This window comes from Spirosoma migulaei (assembly GCF_054776855.1).
On sequence record NZ_BAAHBG010000022.1, the window covers coordinates 281,474 to 302,188 of the forward strand.

The following is a 20,715-nucleotide window of genomic DNA, read 5'->3' on the forward strand; positions in this document are numbered from 1 at the left end:
GTTTGAAATGAGTATGCGTTATTCCCTGAATCCGAACCGAACTATATTGGGCAATTTAGTTTCCCGGTTTACACACCGTCAGTCAACTACCACCGCCCAGGTCACTGATAAAATGGCAAAAGTTAGTGAAAAAGTAAGCAGTGTAATTGATCAAAGCGATTACCTCAGCCGTGATTTAAGCTGGCTTAAATTTAACGAACGTGTTCTGGATCAGGCGCGTAGCCCGCACCGAACGCTCATGGAACGGTTGAAGTTTCTGGCAATTTCGGCCTCAAACCTCGATGAGTTTTTTATGATTCGCGTTGGGAGTTTGTACAATTACCTGGATTATCATAAACAGCGCGTCGACTACTCCGGGCTTCGTGAAGTACCTTTCAGAAAAGCTTTATTTACGGCAGCTCATCAACTTTGTCAGGACCAGCAAACGGTGTTTACCGAACAATTGCTGCCATTATTTAGCGAAAATGGGCTTCAGTTAGTCACATACGAAAACCTGAGCCCAGAGGAGCGGACAGAAGCAACAAACTATTTTGATCGGGCTATTTACCCGACATTAACACCGATGCTGTATGACTATACGCACACATTCCCGGTGTTACTGGCCAAAGTGCTCATTTTCGGAGTGGTCACGCAGAGTCCCGATAGCATCGATATGCAGAATCAGCATTCAGATGATGAAGATGACCGTCAACGCTTATCGTTTGTACAAATTCCGGCCAATCTGCCACGCTTTCTATCGTTTGAGCATGAGGATCGTATTCTCTTTTTACCGATCGAAGAAATCGTTCGGCACAATATTAAAAAGCTCTACCGCAACGTCGAAATACTATCGGTAAATCTGTTTCGTATTACACGTAATGGCGATTTTACGCTTGACGAAAATGACGATGACGAAGTCGATTTTATCGATGAAGTCCGTCAGAAAATCAAGAATCGTCGCTTAGGCCGTGTCACCCGCGTTGAGGTAGAAACTTATACAAACACTGCATCCAGAACGAATTCGCCCTGGATGTTGAACCTGCTTAAAAAACGCTGGGAAATTGATGATTTGAATATTTTCGAGTCGGCTGGTTTGCTTGACTTTTCGGCATGCTGGCAAATCATCGGTCACCCGGAATTTAAAGATGACATGCCTCGTCCTCATGCGCCAGTTCTCCCACTAGGCTTTACCCGTGAAAAAACGGACGATATTTTTGAAACGATCAAGCAGCGAGATTTACTACTGCATCACCCTTACAACAATTTCGAGCCCGTACTGCAACTGCTCGAACAGGCAGCGGAAGACCCAAATGTACTGGCGATCAAAATAACGGTCTACCGGCTGGCGAAACGCTCACGCATCACCGAAGCCCTCTTGAAAGCGGCTGAAAATGGTAAGCACGTATCCGTTTTATTCGAAGTAAAAGCCCGTTTCGACGAAGAAAATAACATCCGAGAAGCACAGCGCTTACAGAAAGCCGGGTGCTTTGTGATCTATGGCATTAGCCGTTTCAAAACGCATACCAAGCTATTACTGGTTGTGCGCAGCGAGGGCAGTCGGGTTGTACGGTATGCGCATATGGCCACCGGCAATTATAATGAAGATACCTCGAAACTCTATACCGATATTGGCCTGTTGACGACCAATGAGACGTATACACACGATATATCGGAATTTTTCAATGTAATTACAGGCCACTCATTACCCAACGAATACCAATACCTGATTACAGCCCCGCGTGATATGCGCGATCAGTTGGTTCGGCTTATTCGGTTGGAAGCTGAAAATGCCAAACGCGATCTGCCCAGTGGTATCTGTATTAAAGTCAACTCGCTGGAAGACAAACAGGTCATTGACGAATTATACAAGGCCTCACAGGCTGGCGTACCCATTCGGCTCATTGTGCGAAGTATTTGCTGCCTGCGCCCGCAGCGGGAGGGATTGAGCGAACACATCACCGTACGATCTATTGTCGGCGATTTTCTAGAACACACCCGTATTTATTATTTTCACAACAACGGCGATCCAAAGGTGTATAGTGGTAGTGCCGATGTCATGGTGCGCAGTTTCGACCGACGTATCGAGTCACTGTTTTACCTGGCAGATTTACGGGTGAAACAGCAAGCTATTCTGATTCTGAAATACAACCTGCTCGACAATGTCAATTCCTACGAATTGAAAGAAGACGGGGATTTTCAGAAGTGCGAGGTACCCGAAGGTGGTGAGCCATTCAATATGCACCAGCGTTTTTTTGATGTGACGGAGAAAGAGGCAATTGAAGCCCGGCTATTCGACCCAGAGATTAAACCAGCAGAGGTCGCTAAAATTGAAGAAGAATATCAGGAAGGTGCCGAACGCGCTATTGCGGATATTTAAGGGGCAGATGAATTTTGCAGAGACCTCCTGCTATTCTCAATCCATAGTCATACATTTTGCCTATACTGACCACCCTCATCTAAGCAAAATATGGCTACTGAAAACTGGCTGATTTAACGAATAATATTCGTTAAATCAGCCAGTTTTCATTTTGTTCTCTTTAGGGTGGACTCGTAGTGTGCTTCTTTTTGTATCTTAGCCCACCTAACTGTAATTTCATCATCACTGAATGGATCGTTTTACCGGCCTGATTGGCATTGTTTTAATTCTGGGCATCGCCTACGCTCTCTCTGATAACCGAAAAGCAATTAATTACCGTACTGTTGGCGTAGGATTAGGTCTCCAGTTCGGGCTGGCCTTATTTGTTCTAAAAACCGAATTTGGAAGCAACCTCTTTCAGGCACTTGGCTTTTATGTTGACCGCCTTTTACAAAAAGCCAACAAAGGCGCTGAGTTTGTTTTCTCATCGCTGGTCAAACCCGATGTTCTGACAAAGGCTTTCGGTCCAGAAAACAACTTTATTTTCTTCTTCAAGGTTATTCCGACAATTATTTTTGTGGCCGTTCTGGTCAATATTTTTTACCATTTAGGCATTATGCAGCGTGTAGTTGCCGTTATGGCTCGCGCTATGAAGTGGCTGCTTGGCGTAAGTGGAGCTGAAGCGCTCTCGAACGTGGCAAGTACCTTTGTGGGTCAGGTAGAAGCCCAGATCATGATTAAACCGTATTTGAACGGCATGACCAACTCCGAACTACTGGCCAGTATGACAGGCTCTTTTGCCTGTATAGCCGGTGGTGTGTTGGCTGTTTATATCTCCTTGGGCGTACCGGCTCCATATCTGTTAGCAGCCAGTATCATGGCTGCGCCAGGGGCTCTGGTGATCAGCAAAATTGTAATGCCCGAAACAAAGGTTTCGGAAACACAGGGAACCGTGAAAGTTGAAATTAAGAAGGTCCACGCTAACCTGCTCGATGCGATTGCTTCCGGTGCCAGCGAAGGCCTAAAAGTAGGATTCAACGTAATTGCCATGCTTATTGGCTTCATTGCGCTCATTGCCTTAATTGACAGTTTACTGTTTCACCTTGGATTCTATGTATTAGGAATAGACTACCTAAGCATGAATTTTTTACTGGGGAAAGTATTCTCTGTATTTGCCTGGGCAATGGGGGTTCCTGGTAAAGATATACAGGTTGCGGGGTCGTTAATGGGGACAAAAATGGTTGTAAACGAGTTTGTTGCCTACTTAGAATTAGTGAAAGTCAAATCCACTCTCGACCCTAAAACAATTGCCATTGTTAGTTTTGCACTCTGCGGATTTGCCAATTTTAGCTCTATTGCCATTCAGGTGGGAGGTATTGGCGAGTTGGCTCCGAAGCGCCGGAGCGACTTGGCCAAATTAGGGTTCAAAGCCCTTATCTGTGGTACATTAGCCAGCTATATGTCAGCAACGCTGGCTGGATTACTGATTTGATTTTAACGCCCACTCGATAGTATACCCGCCCGGCTCTGATTCGTCAGTAGCCGGGCTTTTTTGCTCATTACTATTTTTTCTTTACATTATTCAATCCTACTTTCGATTCCTAACGTTTTAGTACCGGTGCTTCCATACAGATGTATGATCTAAACCCCATCCAGAATAAAATGATCCAGACAAAACTAATTCCGCGTACTGCCGAAGCTAGCGAGCCTCCCTTACTCATAAAGTCCCTATTAGCCCAATCGCTTAAATACGAACCACAACGCGAAATTGTTTATCGTGACTTATTTCGCATGAACTATGTTCAATTCAACCAGCGGGTTCGACAACTGGCTAATGTTCTAGCCGATTTAGGTGTGGTGGCAGGTGATACTATAGCCGTACTAGACTGGGATAGCCACCGATACCTTGAATGTTTCTTCGGTGTTACGAGTGTTGGGGCCATTCTGCATACTGTCAACGTTCGGTTATCACCTGCTCAGATTCTCTATACGATGAATCACGCCGAGGATAAAGTAGTACTGATTCACGAAGATTTTTTGCCGATCCTGGCTGCTATAAAAGACCAGCTTACAACCGTTGAAAAATTCGTTGTTCTGAGTGATAAAGTGTATGGCCCTACGGCTCTGGAGGTCCTTAGCGATCTACCAGCCTATTTTTCGGGCGAATACGAGGCCTTATTAAAGGAGGCATCGCCAGACTATGACTTCCCGGATTTCGACGAAAATACCTGGGCAACAACGTTCTATACGACAGGAACAACAGGTAATCCTAAAGGCGTTTATTTCTCGCACCGCCAATTATTCATGCATACTATGGGTTTGTTGGCTTATATTATTGGGTATGAAGCGATGCCTTTCAAAGGGTCAACAGATGTGTACATGCCCATTACGCCTATGTTCCATGTACACGCGTGGGGGTTCCCATTCCTGGCAACCATGATGTCGGCTAAGCAGGTTTATCCAGGTCGTTACGAACCGGAATTACTGCTCAAATTACTGATTAAGGAAGGAGTTACGCTTTCGCACTGTGTCCCGACCATTTTGAACATGCTCGTTAGTAGCCCGGCAGCTCCGAAGTTCCGTGATAATTTGAGTCGTTGGAAGGTGCTGATTGGTGGCTCGGCGCTCACAAAAGGACTAGCCCAGGCCGCTACCGATTTAGGCATCACAGTCATGTCAGGCTATGGTATGTCTGAAACTGCGCCTGTCATGGCCGTTGGCTATCTGAATGAGCAGGAGCAGGCATTACCAATGGAAGAACAGATTGAATTACGCACGCGGGCAGGCCGGATTTCTCCCTTCATTGAGATGCGACTTATGGATGATGAAGGGAATTTCGTTCCGCATGATGGTCACTCCCTTGGCGAAATTGTAGCACGGGGCCCTTGGCTGACCCAAGGTTATTACAATGATCCCGAACGAGGTGCTGAACTCTGGAAAGGTGGTTGGCTCCATACGGGCGATGTCGCCAGCATATCACCGGATTATTGGGTCATGATTGCAGACCGAACCAAAGACGTTATTAAAACCGGTGGAGAATGGGTATCCTCGCTGGACATGGAGAACGTACTTTCGCAGGTAGAAGGGGTTGCCGAATCGGCTGTAGTAGGGCTTCCGGACGTTCGCTGGGGTGAACGGCCACATGCCTTGATCGTTCAAAAACCAGGCTATACGCTAACAGCAGAAGGGATTAAAGCTGGCCTAAAAGAAAAAGTAGATCGGGGTGATCTTCACAAATGGTACGTTCCCGACCGGATTTTATTTGTGCCGGAAATTCCAAAGACCAGCGTTGGCAAAATCGACAAAAAGCGTATCCGAAGCGAGATGAAGGACGCTATTTTAGGAACTCAAGCAGTGTAATTTTTTCAAACACAGAGGAGCGGAGATTTTCACAGAGAACACAGAGACTATTTTTCTGTGTTCTCTGTAAAAATCTTCATTCCTCTGTGTTTACCTCCTATGACTCGAATTGGCTTATTATCTGACACACATAGTTATCTGGACCCTCAAATTTTCACGCATTTTGAGGCATGTGATGAAATCTGGCATGCAGGAGATGTAGGTGCGTTATCGGTTGCAGATCAATTGCGAGCGTTTCGACCACTTCGAGTTGTATCGGGCAACATTGATCGCGAAAGCATCGATTTGCCAGCCAACCAGCGTTTCGAGCTTGAGGGCTTGACCATTTGGATGACACACATTGGTGGTTCACCGCCCAGATATAATCCTGTCGTTCGTCCACAACTCAAGGAAAACACCCCTAATCTGTTTGTATGCGGGCATTCGCATATCCTCAAAGTTACACGAGATTCAACGATGAATAATATGCTCTTTGTAAATCCAGGCGCGGCCGGGAAAACGGGCTTTCATATTATGCGAACTGCCATTCGATTTTCGCTCGACGCGGGCCGAGTTTTAGATATGCAAGTGATCGAACTAGGTAAAAAGTAAGCCAACAAAAAAGGGCTCCCTGTTCAGGAAGCCCTTTTTTGTTAAGACTCAAAACTTATATCGGCAGCGATTCAGGCTCTGTTTCAGCAGGCTTAGATTCCTTACCGATTTCTTCTTTAACTTCCTCAGCTACACCTTTGTTTTTATAGGCCTGGTAAACGGTTTCACGCTCAAAAGGACGTTTCCCGATCAAACGAACTAAATCGTTTTGATACAGAATTTCTTTCGAGAGCAATTCCTTAGCGATGATTTCCAACGCTTCACGGTGCTCAGACAGCAACTCTTTCGTCCGTGTGTAGGCAATATCAACAATCTTACGAACTTCTTCGTCAATATGCTTGGCAGTCTCTTCAGAGTACGGCTTATTAAATGCGTAATCTGATTGTTTTGAATCGTAGAATGATACATTACCAATCTTATCATTCATACCATACATCGTCACCATACTGTACGCCAGTTTCGTGATACGTTCCAGATCGCTCAATGCACCCGTCGATACTTTGCCGAAAATAAGGTCTTCAGCAGCCCGTCCACCTAATGCCATGCACATTTCGTCCATGAGTTGCTCAGTACGATATAGGTACTGTTCACGTGGTAGATATTGGGCGTAACCCAGAGCGGCTACCCCACGTGGCACGATGGTCACTTTCACGAGCGGATCGGCATGTTCAAGGAACCAGCCTGCCACTGCGTGACCTGCTTCATGATAGGCAACAATTTCTTTTTCCTCAGGAGAAATAATCTTGTTCTTCTTTTCCAGACCACCGATCACTCGATCCATAGCGTCCTGAAAATCCTTCATATCGACGGCTTCCTTGTCGCTACGGGCAGCAATCAGGGCTGCTTCATTGCAAACGTTGGCAATTTCAGCACCAGCAAACCCTGGTGTTTGGGCTGCCAGTTCTCTTGGATCAACATCAGGCGACAACTTAATTGGTTTCAAGTGAACCCGGAAGATAGCCTCCCGACCAATAATATCTGGCTTATCGATACTGATTTGACGGTCAAAACGGCCAGGACGAGATAGCGCCGAATCAAGTACATCTGGGCGGTTTGTTGCTGCCAGGATAATGATACCCGAGTCAGTGGCAAACCCATCCATTTCAACTAATAAGGAGTTGAGTGTGTTTTCGCGCTCATCATTAGCACCAGGCATTGAACCTCGCCCACGTGAACGACCTACCGCGTCAATCTCATCAATGAAGATAATACAAGGCGCTTTCTCTTTCGCTTGCTTAAACAGGTCACGCACACGCGCAGCACCCACTCCAACAAACATTTCCACGAAATCGGAGCCCGATAGCGAAAAGAACGGAACACCTGCTTCACCCGCAACAGCTTTCGCCAACAGAGTTTTACCGGTACCCGGAGGGCCAATCAGCAAAGCGCCTTTCGGAATTTTAGCACCCAGTTTCGTAAACTTGGTTGGATTCTTAAGGTAATCAACAATTTCCTTGATTTCCTCCTTCGCTTCATCCAGGCCAGCTACGTCGTTAAAGGTGATTTTCACCTTATTATCCGCATCGAATAACGCGGCTTTCGACTTACCAATATTGAAAATCTGACCACCAGGGCCACCTGCGCCCGACATTCGGCCCAGCAGGAAATACATAGCCAGTATCATAACAATCAGGAATCCCCATGTGCTGATAATACTACCAAAGTCGCTGCGTTGTTCGAATTTATAATCAACCTTATCACCAGCGGGTACACCCTGCTGCATAGCATCTAAATCCTTCTTAAAGGTTTCACCAGATGCTATCTGAAATTGAAAATGTGGGCCATGACCGCTACCAAAATAAGGCTTTTCGGTAAACAAGGATCGGTATTTAGGGCTTTGCGCGGCCTGCTGCGTGAGTGTCACTTCAGCAATTTTATCATTTACCACCGTCACTTCGGCAACTTCGTGATCTTTCACCATAGCCTCGAACCGCTTCTGCGTTGTTTCGCGAGTGGCCGAGCTTTTGTTAAAGAACGTAATGCCAAGAATGGCGGCAATCAGCAACGCAACAATCCAACCCTGAAAGTTAGGCTTACGAGGCCCTCCACGAGGTACTAACGGATTTCTATTATTATTATCTGCCATTTCTTCAGGTTATACAAACGGATTTCAACAAGTAACACCGTTTTGCAATTGAATGTTTCTTTCGTAAAACGGTTGGGACAGACGGTTAATCAGTCCGATAAACGGCCCATTATGAACCTATTTTAGTTAAATGCAATGAATAATGAGTCATTGTTTTATTGGTTATTCTGTTAGCGATAGCTACTTGTTTACAGAAAACGTATTAGTCAATGATTGTTATTCAGGAAGCTACTGATAGTTCGTTGTCTTCAATTAAACGAATTTCAGCATCCCCCCAAAGTTGTTCAAGATCGTAAAAAGATCGGCGCTCTTTTTTAAATACGTGCGCTACAACATCTACATAATCTAACAAAATCCACTCCCGGTTTAGTTTGCCTTCCTTATGCCAGGGATCTTGTTTGCTCGCTTTATAAACTTCTTCTTCAATAGACGTTGAGATGGCGTCAATTTGTGTATCGGAGTTACCCGAGCAAATGACAAAGTAATCACAGATAGCGTTCTTCACATTCCGCAAGTCCATTACGACGATGTCCTGCCCTTTTTTTTCCTGCATTCCGCGAACAACGAAATCACGTATTTGCTCTGCGGTAAAGTCTTTATTGTTGTTAATTCTCATGCTTTCGGTTTAACATTGCCACGCTAACCAGCGGGTACTTTGTCTGAAGGACATAAGGCCCTAAGCACCATTCATTAGCTCTACTACTAAACTATACAATATTTTGTACAAAATCTATCCCAAAACGCTTTTTCTTGGACAAATAATCCAATATCTGCCAAGCTGTCAGTCTACTAACGACGAAGCGTCTGCTTTGATTGCCCAAATAGACCCACCAGAAGGCATGCTTGTCATAACGGACAATCAGACAGCCGGACGAGGACAGCGTGGTAATAAATGGGAAGCAAAAAGTGGGCAAAATCTAACCGTTTCACTGATTCTAAAGCCTTCTTTTTTAGCAGCAACGGAGCAGTTTTGGCTGAACATAGCCATTTCGCTGGGTATTTATGATGCACTTTCCCCTCTCGTTGGCGATACGCTACGCATTAAATGGCCTAATGATATTTACGTAGGCGATCAGAAATTAGGCGGAATTCTAATCGAAAATATTTTACATGGTTATACAATCGAGTGGTCGATTGTGGGAATGGGTCTGAATATAAATCAAACCGAATTCGGCTACTCAACGGCCACTTCGCTCCAGTTCCAATCGCCACTTCCTAATGCGTATGACTTGCCAGGTCTACTGAGCCGTCTCTGCGAAACCCTTGAACAACGTTATCTGCAACTTCGCTCAGGCCAGCGTGACGTACTAAAGATAAACTACTTACAACTACTTTATCGGTATCAGGAAGAACATACGTTCGAATCGGATGGGCATCTTTTCCGGGGAACAATCATTGGTATAGACACAACTGGCCGTCTTGCAATTGCAATCGACGGCCAGGTACGATACTTTAGTTTTAAAGAAGTTAGTTTTTATATATGATGTATGATATAGGTTATATGATATATAAACGGCAATACATCATATAACCTATATCATACATCATATATCATTTTATGGCTTCCTCTACGGGATTACCGATGCTTCCATTGGGTTCTAATAATCCAAGTAGCGCCGTAATTGTAGGGGCAATATCATGAATGTGTGTCCGGCGGAGAGTCTGACCGGGTTTTACACCCCAGCCGTAGAGCAGGAATGGTACATGGGTGTCATACGCATAGGTAGTACCATGTGTAGTGCCTTTATTCCGTCCTTCGATCCAGCCTGGGGATTGCATTACGTAGAAATCGCCACTACGATTGGGATGATAAACATTCCGAAACAGATTTTCCTGCAAGAGAGGCAACGCTTCGGCCCCCAGGTTATGTAAATTAACCACGTTGACTACCGCTTTCTGTTTGAGCAAGGTAGTCCGAAGCAATTCATAAACCTCCTGCATGGCAATCTTTTTCTCCCTTAATAAGGCATGGTTCAGATAAACCTGCTGATTGATATAAGACAGCATCCATTGCCCTGGGCCATAGGCTTTTTCGAGCGTAGCTTTCACCGTTTCGCCAATTTCTCCATAGGTCTTTACACCAGCCGGAATCCGATATTGCTGTGAAAAACCCGGTGCATCAACAGCGCCGTGATCGGCCGATAGAAAGGCTACCCATTGTCCTTTTCCAACAGTTGCATCCAACTGGGAAAAAATATCAGCCAATTGCCGATCTAAACGAATGTAGTTATCCTCGGTTTCTATGGCGTGCGTACCAAAAGCGTGGCCAATGTAATCAGGGGATGAAAAACTGAGACAAAGCATATCGGTTACATCATGTTGACCCAACTGTTCTCCTTTTATCGCAGCCAGCGCAAACTCTTTCGTAATCTGATCTCCGTACGGGCTGGTGCGCAGCACTTCATATTTACTGCTGCCGGTTTGAACAACGAATTCATGTGGGAAAACAGACTTGGCTTCACCCGGCATTGTTGCTTCATACGATTGATCGTCTGAAGTGCTTTCTGTATATTGGTTCAAGGCTAATGTAGGCTCCCACTTCTGACTAATAAATTTCTCGGGCAGTTTCTGGGCGTTAAATGCCTGTACCCACTGAGGTAACTCCTTCTGATAAAATGTGCTGCTAATAAAGTTACCATCTTTCGAATCGAACCAATAGGCAGCATTGGCAGCGTGACCAGCTGGCAGAATGGCTCCCCGATCTTTCAAGGCAATCCCAACAACTTTAGCCCGACCATCGGTAGCAAGCTTAAGCTGATCACCAATCGTTGTTACGAGCAAGTTCCGGGGCGACATTTTGCCCGCACTACCTGTATTACCCACCGTACTAACTGTAGTATCCTCGGCACAATAGAGTAATCGGCCAATATTCCGCTCATAAAAGTCATTACCAACAATGCCATTGAGAGCAGGGGCCGATCCCGTATAAATAGCTGCATGACCAGGGCCTGTATACGTAGCTGCGTAATGATAATGGTTATTACGGGCATTGAACCCCTCATCCATCAGCCGCCTAAAGCCACCCGTACCATATTTAGCGTAATACCGATACAGGTAATCGTACCGCATTTGATCGACTACAATTCCGACAACGAGTTTAGGTTTAGCTAACGGTGAGCGGGCTGGTAAAGGTATTTTTTTAGGTTGAGCCAAGGCTGTTATCGTGAGCAGAGACGACAGCAAAACGGAAGAAATCAGACGCATAAGGTCGTTCGTTGGTTATTGAGTAACTTTTCGGACAAATGTACAAAACAAATTAGTGGGCAATTGACGGATGCGTATAAAGCCTTTGTAAAGCCCAATCCGGGCAAATCCAAAAAATAAAACAATCTGTGTATACGTAGCGCGATTTTTCTCAACATTATCGTGTTGATCCTGTTGATTAAGCAACGGATTCATTATCCGCATCCTCTTTATACAGTATGATTCAGATTACTGGTTCTGCTACATTCTGGCTGACAGCTCTACTATTTTTCGGCGCTATTTTTGGGCGATACGTCCTTTTTTCGCTGGCATTCTGGTGGCTATTCAAGGTGTCGATGAAAAACCAGTTTGCCCACCGGGCCGTGCAAACACGCCCTCGAAAACCGGGTCAGGATTGGCGAGAGATTCGGTGGTCGCTGCTGACATCACTCATCTTTACGGCTATTGCCATGGGGGTCATTCTGGCTTATCAGGCAGGCTATACTAAAATCTATGTAAACTTTCATGCTTATCCACTGCTGTGGTATCCGGTCAGCATTATACTAGTTCTGTTTATCCACGAAACCTATTATTATTGGCTTCACCGTTGGATGCACCGACCGGGCGTGTATAAATGGGTTCACAGAACGCACCACGATAGTATTACAACCTCACCCTGGACCGCTTTCTCGTTTCACCCGATTGAGAGTACATTACAGGCCATTGTCATTCCGGTAATGACATTCGTATTGCCTCTGCATATTTCGGCAGTAGGGATTATTTTATTGATTATGACCATGTCAAGCGCGGTCAACCACTTGAATACTGAAATCTACCCAAAAAACTTTGACAATCACTGGCTAGGACGCTGGCTAATCGGCGCGACGCACCATAGCCTGCACCACACCCAGTTTCGGTTCAACTATGGTTTATACTTCACTTTTTGGGATAAGTGGATGAAAACAGAAAGCCCGGATTTTCATCGACTATTTGGGGAGAAAACGAAAAATAGTATTAGTAGTGAGAAGTGAGGAGTTACTGACGCCCGTTATTGGGTTGCATCAGCAACTCCTCACTCCTATTACTATATACTATTTACTTCTATCAATAGTATACTGCACAAGTTGGTGTAAGGACTGCCGATAGCGCGAGTCAGGAAAGGCGTTTAACAACTCCTGGGCTTCGGCAACGTATTGATTCATTGCCTTAGTCGCGTACTCAATGCCGCCGGAATTCTTGACGAAGGCAATTACCTCATTGACTTTTTTGGGCTTTTCGCTCTCGTTTTTGATGATGTTTATTATGCGTCGTTTCTCGAAGAAGCCAGCCTTATTAAGTGCATAAATAAGTGGCAGCGTCATCTTTTTCTCCTTGATGTCAATACCTAGCGGCTTCCCAACTTCGGCGGTACCGTAATCAAACAGATCGTCTTTAATCTGGAAGGCGATTCCAACTTTTTCCCCAAAAACCCGTGCCTTCTCAACCAGAGTCTTATCAACACCGACCGATTGTGCACCTACGGCACAACAAGCTGCAATCAGAGAAGCCGTTTTTTGACGGATTATCTCGTAATAAACAGCCTCGGTAATATCTAATCGCCGGGCTTTTTCAATCTGAAGCAATTCACCTTCGCTCAGCTCGCGCACGGCCATGGTAACAATCCGAAGCAGATCATGATCATTATTATCAACGGCAAGAAAGAGACCACGCGTCAGCAAATAGTCGCCAACAAGAACGGCTACTTTATTTTTCCATAGAGCATTGATGGAAAAGAAACCACGTCGATAGTTGGACTCATCAACAACATCGTCATGGACAAGAGAAGCGGTGTGACACAATTCAATGAGAGAGGCTCCCCGATAGGTCGATTCATTAATTTGTCCACAAACACCCGCCATCAGAAACACAAACATTGGGCGAAGCTGTTTGCCTTTCCGTTTCACAATGTACTTCGTAATCTGATCGAGGAGCATGACGTCACTCTTCATCAGCCCCCGGAACTTCTGTTCGAACAATTCCATTTCGACAGCAATAGGAGCCTGTATATCAGCGACGGTAAGGGGCATTATAGTTGGTAAGTCGGTAAATTGATGTCAGTAAGTAGCAGATGTATGCATTGCTCTCGCGTCAGCCACTTACTGACTTATCAACTTACTTACTAATTTTCTGACAATTATAGCAAGTAAAGAGCAGACGCCGAAAAAGCCGTTTAGAAAACCGGGCAACCTTTTCATAACTATCCGTACATCAATTCGTTTGTTTATTACTTAAAAAGTCTCAACTTACCCGAATTGTGTGCTGCTAACGTTCTCTATTTTTTGCCTGATATGATTGATAATCCGACTCCATCACTTCCAAAATCAACTACAGTTCAACCTACCCCCCAATCTCCCGTACGTGCTCTTGTGCTGGGCGGTGGCTCATTGAAAGGCGCCTTTCAGGTTGGAGCGGTTATGGCACTCTTTGAGTCCGGCTTTGTACCCGATCAATTATATGGCATTTCCGTTGGGAGTCTGAATGCCACCTTTATTGCAAACGAAGCGGCACGTCAGCATGCAGAAAACGGTAAGGTTGACTGGGAAAAAGTAGGGAAATACCTGATTGAGTTCTGGATTCGGAATATTACCAAACCCGATGATGTAGCTGTCATTCGGTCGCGGTTCAGAATGGGGTATAACACGATTACGAGTCGTTTCGATGGTTTACTGGATAGCTCCCCTATCCAGAATCTAATTCGTAGTCATATTGATCTGGAAGCGATTAAAACCGGGCCTGTATCACTTAAAGTTGGCGCGGTAGATATTATTCAGGGCGATATGTGTTATGCCGATGTCCACGATCCCAATTTTTTAGATTATGTGTTTGCCAGTAGTTCGCTCCCCTTTCTGATGCCGGCCGTGCAAATTGGGGGCGACCATCGGCGGGCGTTCTTAGATGGTGGCCTACGCGAAGTAGCTCCTTTACGTGTGGCTATTGAGGATGGGGCTACCGATATTGCCTGTATTGCCTGTCACGCCAAGAAAATCTACAACGAGAAGTTTAATTACCGGAATCTACTGAACTTAATGGATCGGGTAAAAGACATTACCGTTAATCAACTGGTAAACAACGACATTGCCTGGGCCGAACGCTTCTCCGAACGCGAAAAACTTCATGGTCGTAGCCTTAACCTAACCATTATTCGACCGACGGAACCTCTTTATTTAAACCTGATGAAATTTACATCCGACGACATCGGAAAGATGATTGTTCAGGGATATCAGGCGGGAACCGATATGTTGAAGTGGAATCGGCAAACGGACAATCCCACGGTTTTGCCCTGACCATCCCGTTACCGCGACGGATAAGGTCCGCAGATTGCTTTTATAGTAAACGACTCGTTTGTATCATCTAAAACTAACACCCGATAGAATTTGCCACCGGGCTCAACGCGTATGACAATATGGCCGGACTCACTTTTTAGTCGATGAACGAAATCGCCAATAGCGGTTTTGGCTTCGTCTAGTAAATTAGTAGCGAATACATCACGCTCTCCAGAGTATATCTGTTCGGAGAAGATACGTTCGAGTACATCGCGGCCTGGATGTGAAGACGCCCAGGACGGTATTACCAACACACGAGGGCGTAAGCTTGCCAACAAAGCACCATTTTCAGAATCAGCATAGCCATGGTGATCAAGTAATTGAACGTCTACAGATCCCACCACTTTAGCCAGAGGTGTTTCTATATCATGCCAGGCAGGCGTACCGAACTGAAGGACACCCTGGATATCAGCTCCCGAAAAATAATCAAAATCGCCATAACGAATTTGAAATGCAATGCTGCACATATTTTCGTTTGGATACTCTGTAGGTTTCAACGGCGTTAAGTCGGGAAAGAGCGACCGGGTTTCGTTACCAGTACCCGTCCAAATTCTTCCATTAACGGCTAAGTTTCTAATTTCAACCGGATATTCTTGGCCTAACTTAGATTGCCCGACTACCATAATCTGGTTGTTGCGCCCTGCCTGAAACGGTTCTACAACTACCCCTTTATGCTGAATCTGCCAATTCAGGAATCGGCGGTAATTAGTGACCATCGAATCATTGGCCAGAGATCGTGGGTAGGCGTAATCAGGCCAGCCCCGATCCAGAATCTTACGAATGGGAATGTATTCAGCCACTTCTGTGATACCCGTTAGCGCATATCCACCTGTGGCCCGCCTGGCAGCGTTTATCGGTGACCCCATATGATCGTCATGAAAATGCGTGATGATGGCGTAATCAATCGCTGGGTTGGCTTTAAAGCGTAAGGCTGTACGTATGTAACGAGCGATCCATTCGCCCGCCTGACGCTCATTTGTAGGCTTTATCGGAATGTTTCGAGGCTTGTTCGTTCGCCAGTCAAGCGGGCTAATAGCGCCCGCATCAACTAATAAGCTTGCTCCATCAGGAAACACAAGAAAGGTGGCATTCCCTTGCCCCGTATTGATATGATGAATATCAAGTTGTCCCGTCTGCCAAACGGGCAGCGGTTCCCCTACCTGTTGCGCGAACGTATTAGTCGCCGACAAGAACAGTACAGTGAAAGCTAACAGCTGAGAGACTTGCATACAAAGTGGTTTAAACACAGAGACACAGAATTTTAAATGCAAATGTTTTTTATCTCTGTGCTCTGTGTCTCTGTGTTTAAATTTTCACAAGATTACTTAGTTAAAAACAAAACGGAAACATCAACTGGGCGATCAGTCGTTAGTATATCGCCACCCTGCCGGAATAAGTCCCGATAGCCAGTCGTAGCCTCTGCTATTGTCTTTTCATCTAATTGGTTAGGACCATATGTACCAATCGAGCAGGGAATTCCGAGTTTGTGCAACCGTTCATAGTAAGTAGTTGGCTGAAGCTTCTGTGGTGTTAACGCGATCAGTCTTCCTGATGATGCCAGTTTACTGCCTTCCAGTCGCTCAAGGTCAGCTATACTGTTTATCCCAACTGCCAGCCAAAGCACCGGATATTGGTCACGTACACGTTGCGCATCGGCCATCGAATAACAAATGACAAAAACAGAGTACTCAGCCTTGTACTTCTGTACCTCCTTCATTACACGAAGCGGATCTGTTCCGGGCTTCACATCCAGCGCTAACATATAGCGATTTTTATTCCAGTTCAGGATGTCCGTAAAGGTGGGCATCGACTGATTCGTCAGTTCGCCAGCGAGCGTTTTGAGCTTAATTTTTCTCAGATCGGCCATTGTCTGTTCGGCTACCGGGCCTTTGGCGTCAGACTCCCGATCTAAGGTTGCATCGTGCAACAACACAAAGCCGCTGTCTCGCGTCATACGCACATCCATCTCAATGATAGCATCAGGAAGAACCTTTGTTGTTTTGTCGAATGTGATAATCGAATTTTCGGTATCCGACGCCCCCGGCCCTCCCCGATGGGCCAGAATAAGTGGTCGCTTCCGGTCTGGTTTATACTGGAAGAAGGCATCAATCATCTTATTGTCATGAAAGCGGTTTTGCTTTTGCGCCATCACTTCAGTTGCCATTGAGCAAACCAGTAAAAAGAAAATAGTTATTTTCATAGCGTAAATCTAAATAAGCAAAAATCCCCCGTCACAATCGCTGTGCGGGGGATTTTTCATTCGATTAATAATGGGATTAGAACGAGTAACGAACGCCAAGCTGAGCCTGCCAAACGTTATCGATCGTGATGCTTTTAACCCACGAATCTTTCAGCAGAATTATTTGACCGTTCAAATTCTGCGTAGCAAGCCGGTAGGTAGGTAAACCTGCTGCACTAACACTAGCGATTGCCAATGGGTTAGCCGTTGTCGAAACCCAACCTACACCCCATTTGTTGTTCAGCAAGTTACCAACATTAAGAATATCGGCACGGAATTGAATCGTGTGCTTTGTTCCTTTCGATCCAACTGCTACGTAGAACTCTTGAAGTACAGTGAAGTCGAAGCGGGTCAACCAGGGAGCATAACCACCATTACGTTCAGCATACTGACCACGACGTGTTTTAAGGTAATCATTACCCTCAATATAGGCATCGAAAGCTGCTTGTTGTTGTTCAGCCGAATACGTTACAGCAGAAGCTCCAGAACCAACTGTTAGTGGAGCGAATGTCAACTCAGAAGCTGTTTTAGGAACGTAAATCAGGTCATTTGTTTGACCGTCACCATTCAGGTCACTACCATAGATGTACGATCCTTTATAACCACTAGTCGATTGCATGCCCAACGTAAAGGTAGTCGAACCACCAAACTTACCACCGTAGTTCAGTCGATAGTTCAGGTAACCGATAATCCGATGACGTAGGTCATTATCACCAAACGAAGTAGTTAGGAAGTTCTGACCAGCCACAGTAGGTGTGTTACCAACGACAGTACTACCAACCGACATCAAATCGCGCGACAGACCGTATGTATAGGCTAACATACCACCAAAACCTCGGCTTGTTGGTTTCTCAAGTTTAGCCGTGAACGTATAGGAACTACCTTCTTTTGTGTTTTTAAGCACAAACGCGTTGGTGTTAGTAGGGTAGTTGATATAACGAGCTGTGTTGATCGCTGCTGTACCGGTTACGCCCAGTGCAGGATACCGACCACGTGTGTCAGGACCACTAAGCTGGCTGGTTGGCGATTGTAAGTTAGCATCAATATACCGAAGAGCCTGGATTGTCTTGTTATAAATTACTTCCAATGTTCCAATCAAGCCCCAGGGCAGACGTTGGTCAATAGCAATATTCGTTTTCCAAACCACAGGATATTTCAGATTCGGATCTGTTGCGTTAACAGCATAGCCGCTCAGACTCGTAACATCAGTATTGATCGCGGGCAAGACACCGGCAGGCAATTTGCTGGGATCAGTAGCGAAGGGAACATCAGTAGCGGAGGCAATAGTCGTACTATTTAGTCTAGTCAATACGCCTGTATTTACTCCATTATTACCCAACTGATTCGACACCAATACTTCGGGAATACGCGAAACAAATAAGCCACTTCCTCCACGAATTTGCGTCTTTTTATCCCCTTTTACATCCCAGTTAAAACCAACACGAGGAGATATCAATAGACGAGCTTTTGGAAAAACACCCGTATTGAGGTAATAATTAGCACCATTTTCGTCTTTATAAGTCAGGCTAGCTACTTTTGGGTTGTTGAATGCAGCAGCCGTTGAGTTATCGTAAGCGAAAATATCAGCCCGAACACCAGCCGTCAGTTTGAATGTTGGGTTAATCTGAAACTCATCCTGCACATAAGCGCTGTAGGTACTTCTGTGTAAAGTTTGCAATGGCTCTCCACCACCTTGTACCAATGAGTAACGGAGGTTATATTGCCGTACTGGTACTGGTGACGTCGTAGCCGTTGGATTATTAATAGAAGCCAGGGCCGCCGTTTTGAAATCGGCAATCGAGTTATACACATATACACCGTTCGAAGCTGGGAAGAATACGTTGTTCGATGTATATTTCTCGTAGGACAAGCCCAATGTAAGCGTGTGCTTACCAGCGAAATAGCTGAAGTTATCAGTAATGTTCAGCGTAGAGTAATTCAACTTGTTATTCGGGGTAAACGGATCAAAACCAATGGAAGTATAGGTAGTTCCGTCTTTCAGAATATCAACGGTTGGAAATACGCCCGTCAAATACGTCCGGTCTTCAATCTGCTTGTTATAAGTAGCAACCAGTTTGTTGGCAAACTTACCACCAAATGTAGAGTTCAATTCAGCAGCAATAGACCGGGTGTTATCAGCAATTTGATAGCCCGTATTCTGTGGAGAAAGCGCCAGGTTACCAGCATAACCCGAAGAAGCATAACCGGTACGGTTACCATTACCAGCCGTGCCGCTACTGCTACTGTTGCTAATGGCCTGATCTGACTTAGAATCATGGTGAGAATAACGCACCGACAGTTTATTGTTGTCGTTAATGTTCCAATCCAGGCGAATTAAACCTTTTGTGCTTTTTACCTGGTTGTTGAAGTTATCGATAGCGCCTAGATCACGATTGAAATTCGTTTTCATGAACGCGCTCAGATCTTCCAAATCTTCGGCTGTTACGCGCGATACGTTACCGGCAGTTGATCCTGGTCGGCTAGCTACCCAATCCAGAGCGGGTACGCTGCTCTTGAATTGTTCTACATTCACAAAGAAGAACAACTTGTTTGGAATGATTGGTCCACCTAACCGGAAGCCAGATGTTTTCTTATCAATAGTTACTGGGGCTAGATCCCGGCCATCAGCTTTTTTACCAGCTAAGCTGTTATTCTGGAACAGATAATATACCGATCCCGAAAAATCGTTCGTACCAGAACGGGTTACAGCGTTGATACCAGCACCTGAAAAACCAGTCTGGCGAACGTCATATGGGGCAACGTTAAGCTGAATTTCGTCTAACGCATCTAAAGAAACAGCCGTTGTACCCGTACGTCCACCCGCGATAGCAGACGAACCCAGGCCGAAGCCGTTGTTAAACACTGCACCATCAATCGTGATGTTATTGAAACGAGGGTCCTGACCGCCAAATGATTGACCATTACCATACGCATTGTATTTGGTAATGTCAGTCAATGTACGACCAATCGTTGGAACGGTATTGATCGTTTCCCGACCGTAGGAGGTAGCAGCACCCGTGCGATTCGAGCTAATAATACCATTCCGATTACTGGTTACAACTACTTCCGACAAGGCAGTGCTGTTATCAGCCATTTTAAAACTTACGTCGGCCGACGTACCCAGGTTTGTAAAGACACCATCGACAACCTGATCTTTAAAGCCCACAAACGTGGCGGTTACTTTGAAAGGACCACCTACACGTACACCAGGAATCGTGTAACGGCCAGATGCATTAGTAGTTGTACCATAGCGGCTACCCGACGGTAGGTGAATAGCGACAATAGTGGCGCCAGGCAGAACCCCGCCTTTATCGTCGGTCACCTGGCCATCAATGACGGCTGTGGTTACCTGTGCCATAGCTATGCTCCCACTGAGCACCGCCAATAGCATACTGCCGATGAGCACCAAAGCCACTCGAAATTGCAGTAATTTTTTAGACATAGAAGTGTTTGTTTTGTTAGTAAGAAATGAGTGACTCATCCATCGGATGTTTTCTCAATTAATCACAAATATGCTATTTTTTTTAAGTCAAAAAAGCAAGGCATCTTCAAAAAGTAC

The 20,715-nt window shown here is 45.4% G+C and carries 15 protein-coding genes; 7 read left to right on the forward strand and 8 right to left on the reverse strand.

The features are described from left to right. The first annotated feature begins 13 nt into the window (after nucleotides 1–13). From ppk1 to ACYVGO_RS22435, 4 genes are all read left to right on the forward strand, one after another. Nucleotides 14–2,356 (forward strand): polyphosphate kinase 1, encoded by a 2,343-nt coding sequence (gene ppk1 / locus ACYVGO_RS22420; protein ID WP_460971190.1) that lies wholly within the window; start codon nucleotides 14–16, stop codon nucleotides 2,354–2,356. 229 nt (nucleotides 2,357–2,585) lie between these two features. After that, nucleotides 2,586–3,827, forward strand: coding sequence for a NupC/NupG family nucleoside CNT transporter (locus ACYVGO_RS22425; protein ID WP_142771880.1), 1,242 nt, complete (start codon nucleotides 2,586–2,588; stop codon nucleotides 3,825–3,827). Between the two features lie 170 nt (nucleotides 3,828–3,997). Continuing rightward, on the forward strand, nucleotides 3,998–5,695 hold the full coding sequence (locus ACYVGO_RS22430) for a fatty acid--CoA ligase (RefSeq protein WP_460971191.1): 1,698 nt from the start codon (nucleotides 3,998–4,000) through the stop codon (nucleotides 5,693–5,695). Nucleotides 5,696–5,794: 99 nt separating this feature from the next. Continuing rightward, complete coding sequence (locus tag ACYVGO_RS22435; protein ID WP_460971192.1) at nucleotides 5,795–6,286, forward strand: metallophosphoesterase family protein; 492 nt, start codon at nucleotides 5,795–5,797, stop codon at nucleotides 6,284–6,286. 55 nt (nucleotides 6,287–6,341) lie between these two features. Here ACYVGO_RS22435 and ftsH read toward each other — a convergent pair whose 3' ends face one another. Next, the gene (gene ftsH / locus ACYVGO_RS22440; RefSeq protein WP_460971193.1) at nucleotides 6,342–8,372 is read right to left on the reverse strand and encodes an ATP-dependent zinc metalloprotease FtsH; all 2,031 of its coding nucleotides are present in this window, start codon (nucleotides 8,370–8,372) and stop codon (nucleotides 6,342–6,344) included. A 220-nt stretch (nucleotides 8,373–8,592) separates the two neighbouring features. Beyond that, nucleotides 8,593–8,988 carry a ribosome silencing factor gene (gene rsfS / locus ACYVGO_RS22445; RefSeq protein WP_142771876.1) on the reverse strand — a complete coding sequence of 132 codons (396 nt, stop codon included), beginning with the start codon at nucleotides 8,986–8,988 and terminating at the stop codon, nucleotides 8,593–8,595. 103 nt (nucleotides 8,989–9,091) lie between these two features. Here rsfS and ACYVGO_RS22450 point away from each other — a divergent pair, with 103 nt between their 5' ends. Beyond that, nucleotides 9,092–9,856 (forward strand): biotin--[acetyl-CoA-carboxylase] ligase, encoded by a 765-nt coding sequence (locus ACYVGO_RS22450; protein ID WP_460971194.1) that lies wholly within the window; start codon nucleotides 9,092–9,094, stop codon nucleotides 9,854–9,856. A 67-nt stretch (nucleotides 9,857–9,923) separates the two neighbouring features. Here the strand turns inward: ACYVGO_RS22450 and pafA are convergent, their stop codons facing one another. Both pafA and ACYVGO_RS22460 read right to left on the reverse strand, forming a co-directional pair. Then, nucleotides 9,924–11,576, reverse strand: coding sequence for an alkaline phosphatase PafA (gene pafA, locus ACYVGO_RS22455; RefSeq protein WP_460971195.1), 1,653 nt, complete (start codon nucleotides 11,574–11,576; stop codon nucleotides 9,924–9,926). A gap of 15 nt (nucleotides 11,577–11,591) precedes the next feature. After that, nucleotides 11,592–11,771: a hypothetical protein gene (locus ACYVGO_RS22460; RefSeq protein WP_460971196.1), complete on the reverse strand. Its 180-nt coding sequence runs from the start codon at nucleotides 11,769–11,771 to the stop codon at nucleotides 11,592–11,594. A 23-nt stretch (nucleotides 11,772–11,794) separates the two neighbouring features. Between ACYVGO_RS22460 and ACYVGO_RS22465 the strand changes: the two genes are divergently transcribed. Further along, nucleotides 11,795–12,586: a sterol desaturase family protein gene (locus ACYVGO_RS22465; protein ID WP_460971198.1), complete on the forward strand. Its 792-nt coding sequence runs from the start codon at nucleotides 11,795–11,797 to the stop codon at nucleotides 12,584–12,586. Between the two features lie 60 nt (nucleotides 12,587–12,646). On the opposite strand, the gene ACYVGO_RS22470 is transcribed toward ACYVGO_RS22465, so the two are convergent. Then, nucleotides 12,647–13,621: a polyprenyl synthetase family protein gene (locus ACYVGO_RS22470; protein WP_460971200.1), complete on the reverse strand. Its 975-nt coding sequence runs from the start codon at nucleotides 13,619–13,621 to the stop codon at nucleotides 12,647–12,649. A 261-nt stretch (nucleotides 13,622–13,882) separates the two neighbouring features. On the opposite strand from ACYVGO_RS22470, the gene ACYVGO_RS22475 reads away from it, so the two are divergent. Then, on the forward strand, nucleotides 13,883–14,878 hold the full coding sequence (locus tag ACYVGO_RS22475; protein ID WP_142776659.1) for a patatin-like phospholipase family protein: 996 nt from the start codon (nucleotides 13,883–13,885) through the stop codon (nucleotides 14,876–14,878). A gap of 8 nt (nucleotides 14,879–14,886) precedes the next feature. On the opposite strand, the gene ACYVGO_RS22480 is transcribed toward ACYVGO_RS22475, so the two are convergent. From ACYVGO_RS22480 to ACYVGO_RS22490, 3 genes are all read right to left on the reverse strand, one after another. After that, nucleotides 14,887–16,146: a ComEC/Rec2 family competence protein gene (locus ACYVGO_RS22480; RefSeq protein WP_460971201.1), complete on the reverse strand. Its 1,260-nt coding sequence runs from the start codon at nucleotides 16,144–16,146 to the stop codon at nucleotides 14,887–14,889. A 92-nt stretch (nucleotides 16,147–16,238) separates the two neighbouring features. Further along, nucleotides 16,239–17,117, reverse strand: a complete 879-nt coding sequence (locus tag ACYVGO_RS22485) for a glycerophosphodiester phosphodiesterase family protein (RefSeq protein WP_460971202.1) — start codon at nucleotides 17,115–17,117, stop codon at nucleotides 16,239–16,241. A 76-nt stretch (nucleotides 17,118–17,193) separates the two neighbouring features. Next, nucleotides 17,194–20,598: a TonB-dependent receptor gene (locus tag ACYVGO_RS22490; protein ID WP_460971203.1), complete on the reverse strand. Its 3,405-nt coding sequence runs from the start codon at nucleotides 20,596–20,598 to the stop codon at nucleotides 17,194–17,196. Between the last annotated feature and the right edge of the window lie 117 nt (nucleotides 20,599–20,715).

Bases quoted from the DNA above. Each gene is read 5' to 3' on its own strand.
- ACYVGO_RS22485 (WP_460971202.1), bottom strand. From the start codon at position 17,117: ATGAAAATAACTATTTTCTTTTTACTGGTTTGCTCAATGGCAACTGAA.
- ACYVGO_RS22470 (WP_460971200.1), bottom strand. From the start codon at position 13,621: ATGCCCCTTACCGTCGCTGATATACAGGCTCCTATTGCTGTCGAAATG.
- ftsH (WP_460971193.1), bottom strand. From the start codon at position 8,372: ATGGCAGATAATAATAATAGAAATCCGTTAGTACCTCGTGGAGGGCCT.
- ACYVGO_RS22465 (WP_460971198.1), top strand. From the start codon at position 11,795: ATGATTCAGATTACTGGTTCTGCTACATTCTGGCTGACAGCTCTACTA.
- ACYVGO_RS22460 (WP_460971196.1), bottom strand. From the start codon at position 11,771: ATGAATCCGTTGCTTAATCAACAGGATCAACACGATAATGTTGAGAAA.
- ACYVGO_RS22425 (WP_142771880.1), top strand. From the start codon at position 2,586: ATGGATCGTTTTACCGGCCTGATTGGCATTGTTTTAATTCTGGGCATC.
- ACYVGO_RS22430 (WP_460971191.1), top strand. From the start codon at position 3,998: ATGATCCAGACAAAACTAATTCCGCGTACTGCCGAAGCTAGCGAGCCT.
- ACYVGO_RS22490 (WP_460971203.1), bottom strand. From the start codon at position 20,598: ATGTCTAAAAAATTACTGCAATTTCGAGTGGCTTTGGTGCTCATCGGC.
- rsfS (WP_142771876.1), bottom strand. From the start codon at position 8,988: ATGAGAATTAACAACAATAAAGACTTTACCGCAGAGCAAATACGTGAT.
- pafA (WP_460971195.1), bottom strand. From the start codon at position 11,576: ATGCGTCTGATTTCTTCCGTTTTGCTGTCGTCTCTGCTCACGATAACA.
- ACYVGO_RS22480 (WP_460971201.1), bottom strand. From the start codon at position 16,146: ATGCAAGTCTCTCAGCTGTTAGCTTTCACTGTACTGTTCTTGTCGGCG.
- ACYVGO_RS22435 (WP_460971192.1), top strand. From the start codon at position 5,795: ATGACTCGAATTGGCTTATTATCTGACACACATAGTTATCTGGACCCT.
- ppk1 (WP_460971190.1), top strand. From the start codon at position 14: ATGCGTTATTCCCTGAATCCGAACCGAACTATATTGGGCAATTTAGTT.
- ACYVGO_RS22475 (WP_142776659.1), top strand. From the start codon at position 13,883: ATGATTGATAATCCGACTCCATCACTTCCAAAATCAACTACAGTTCAA.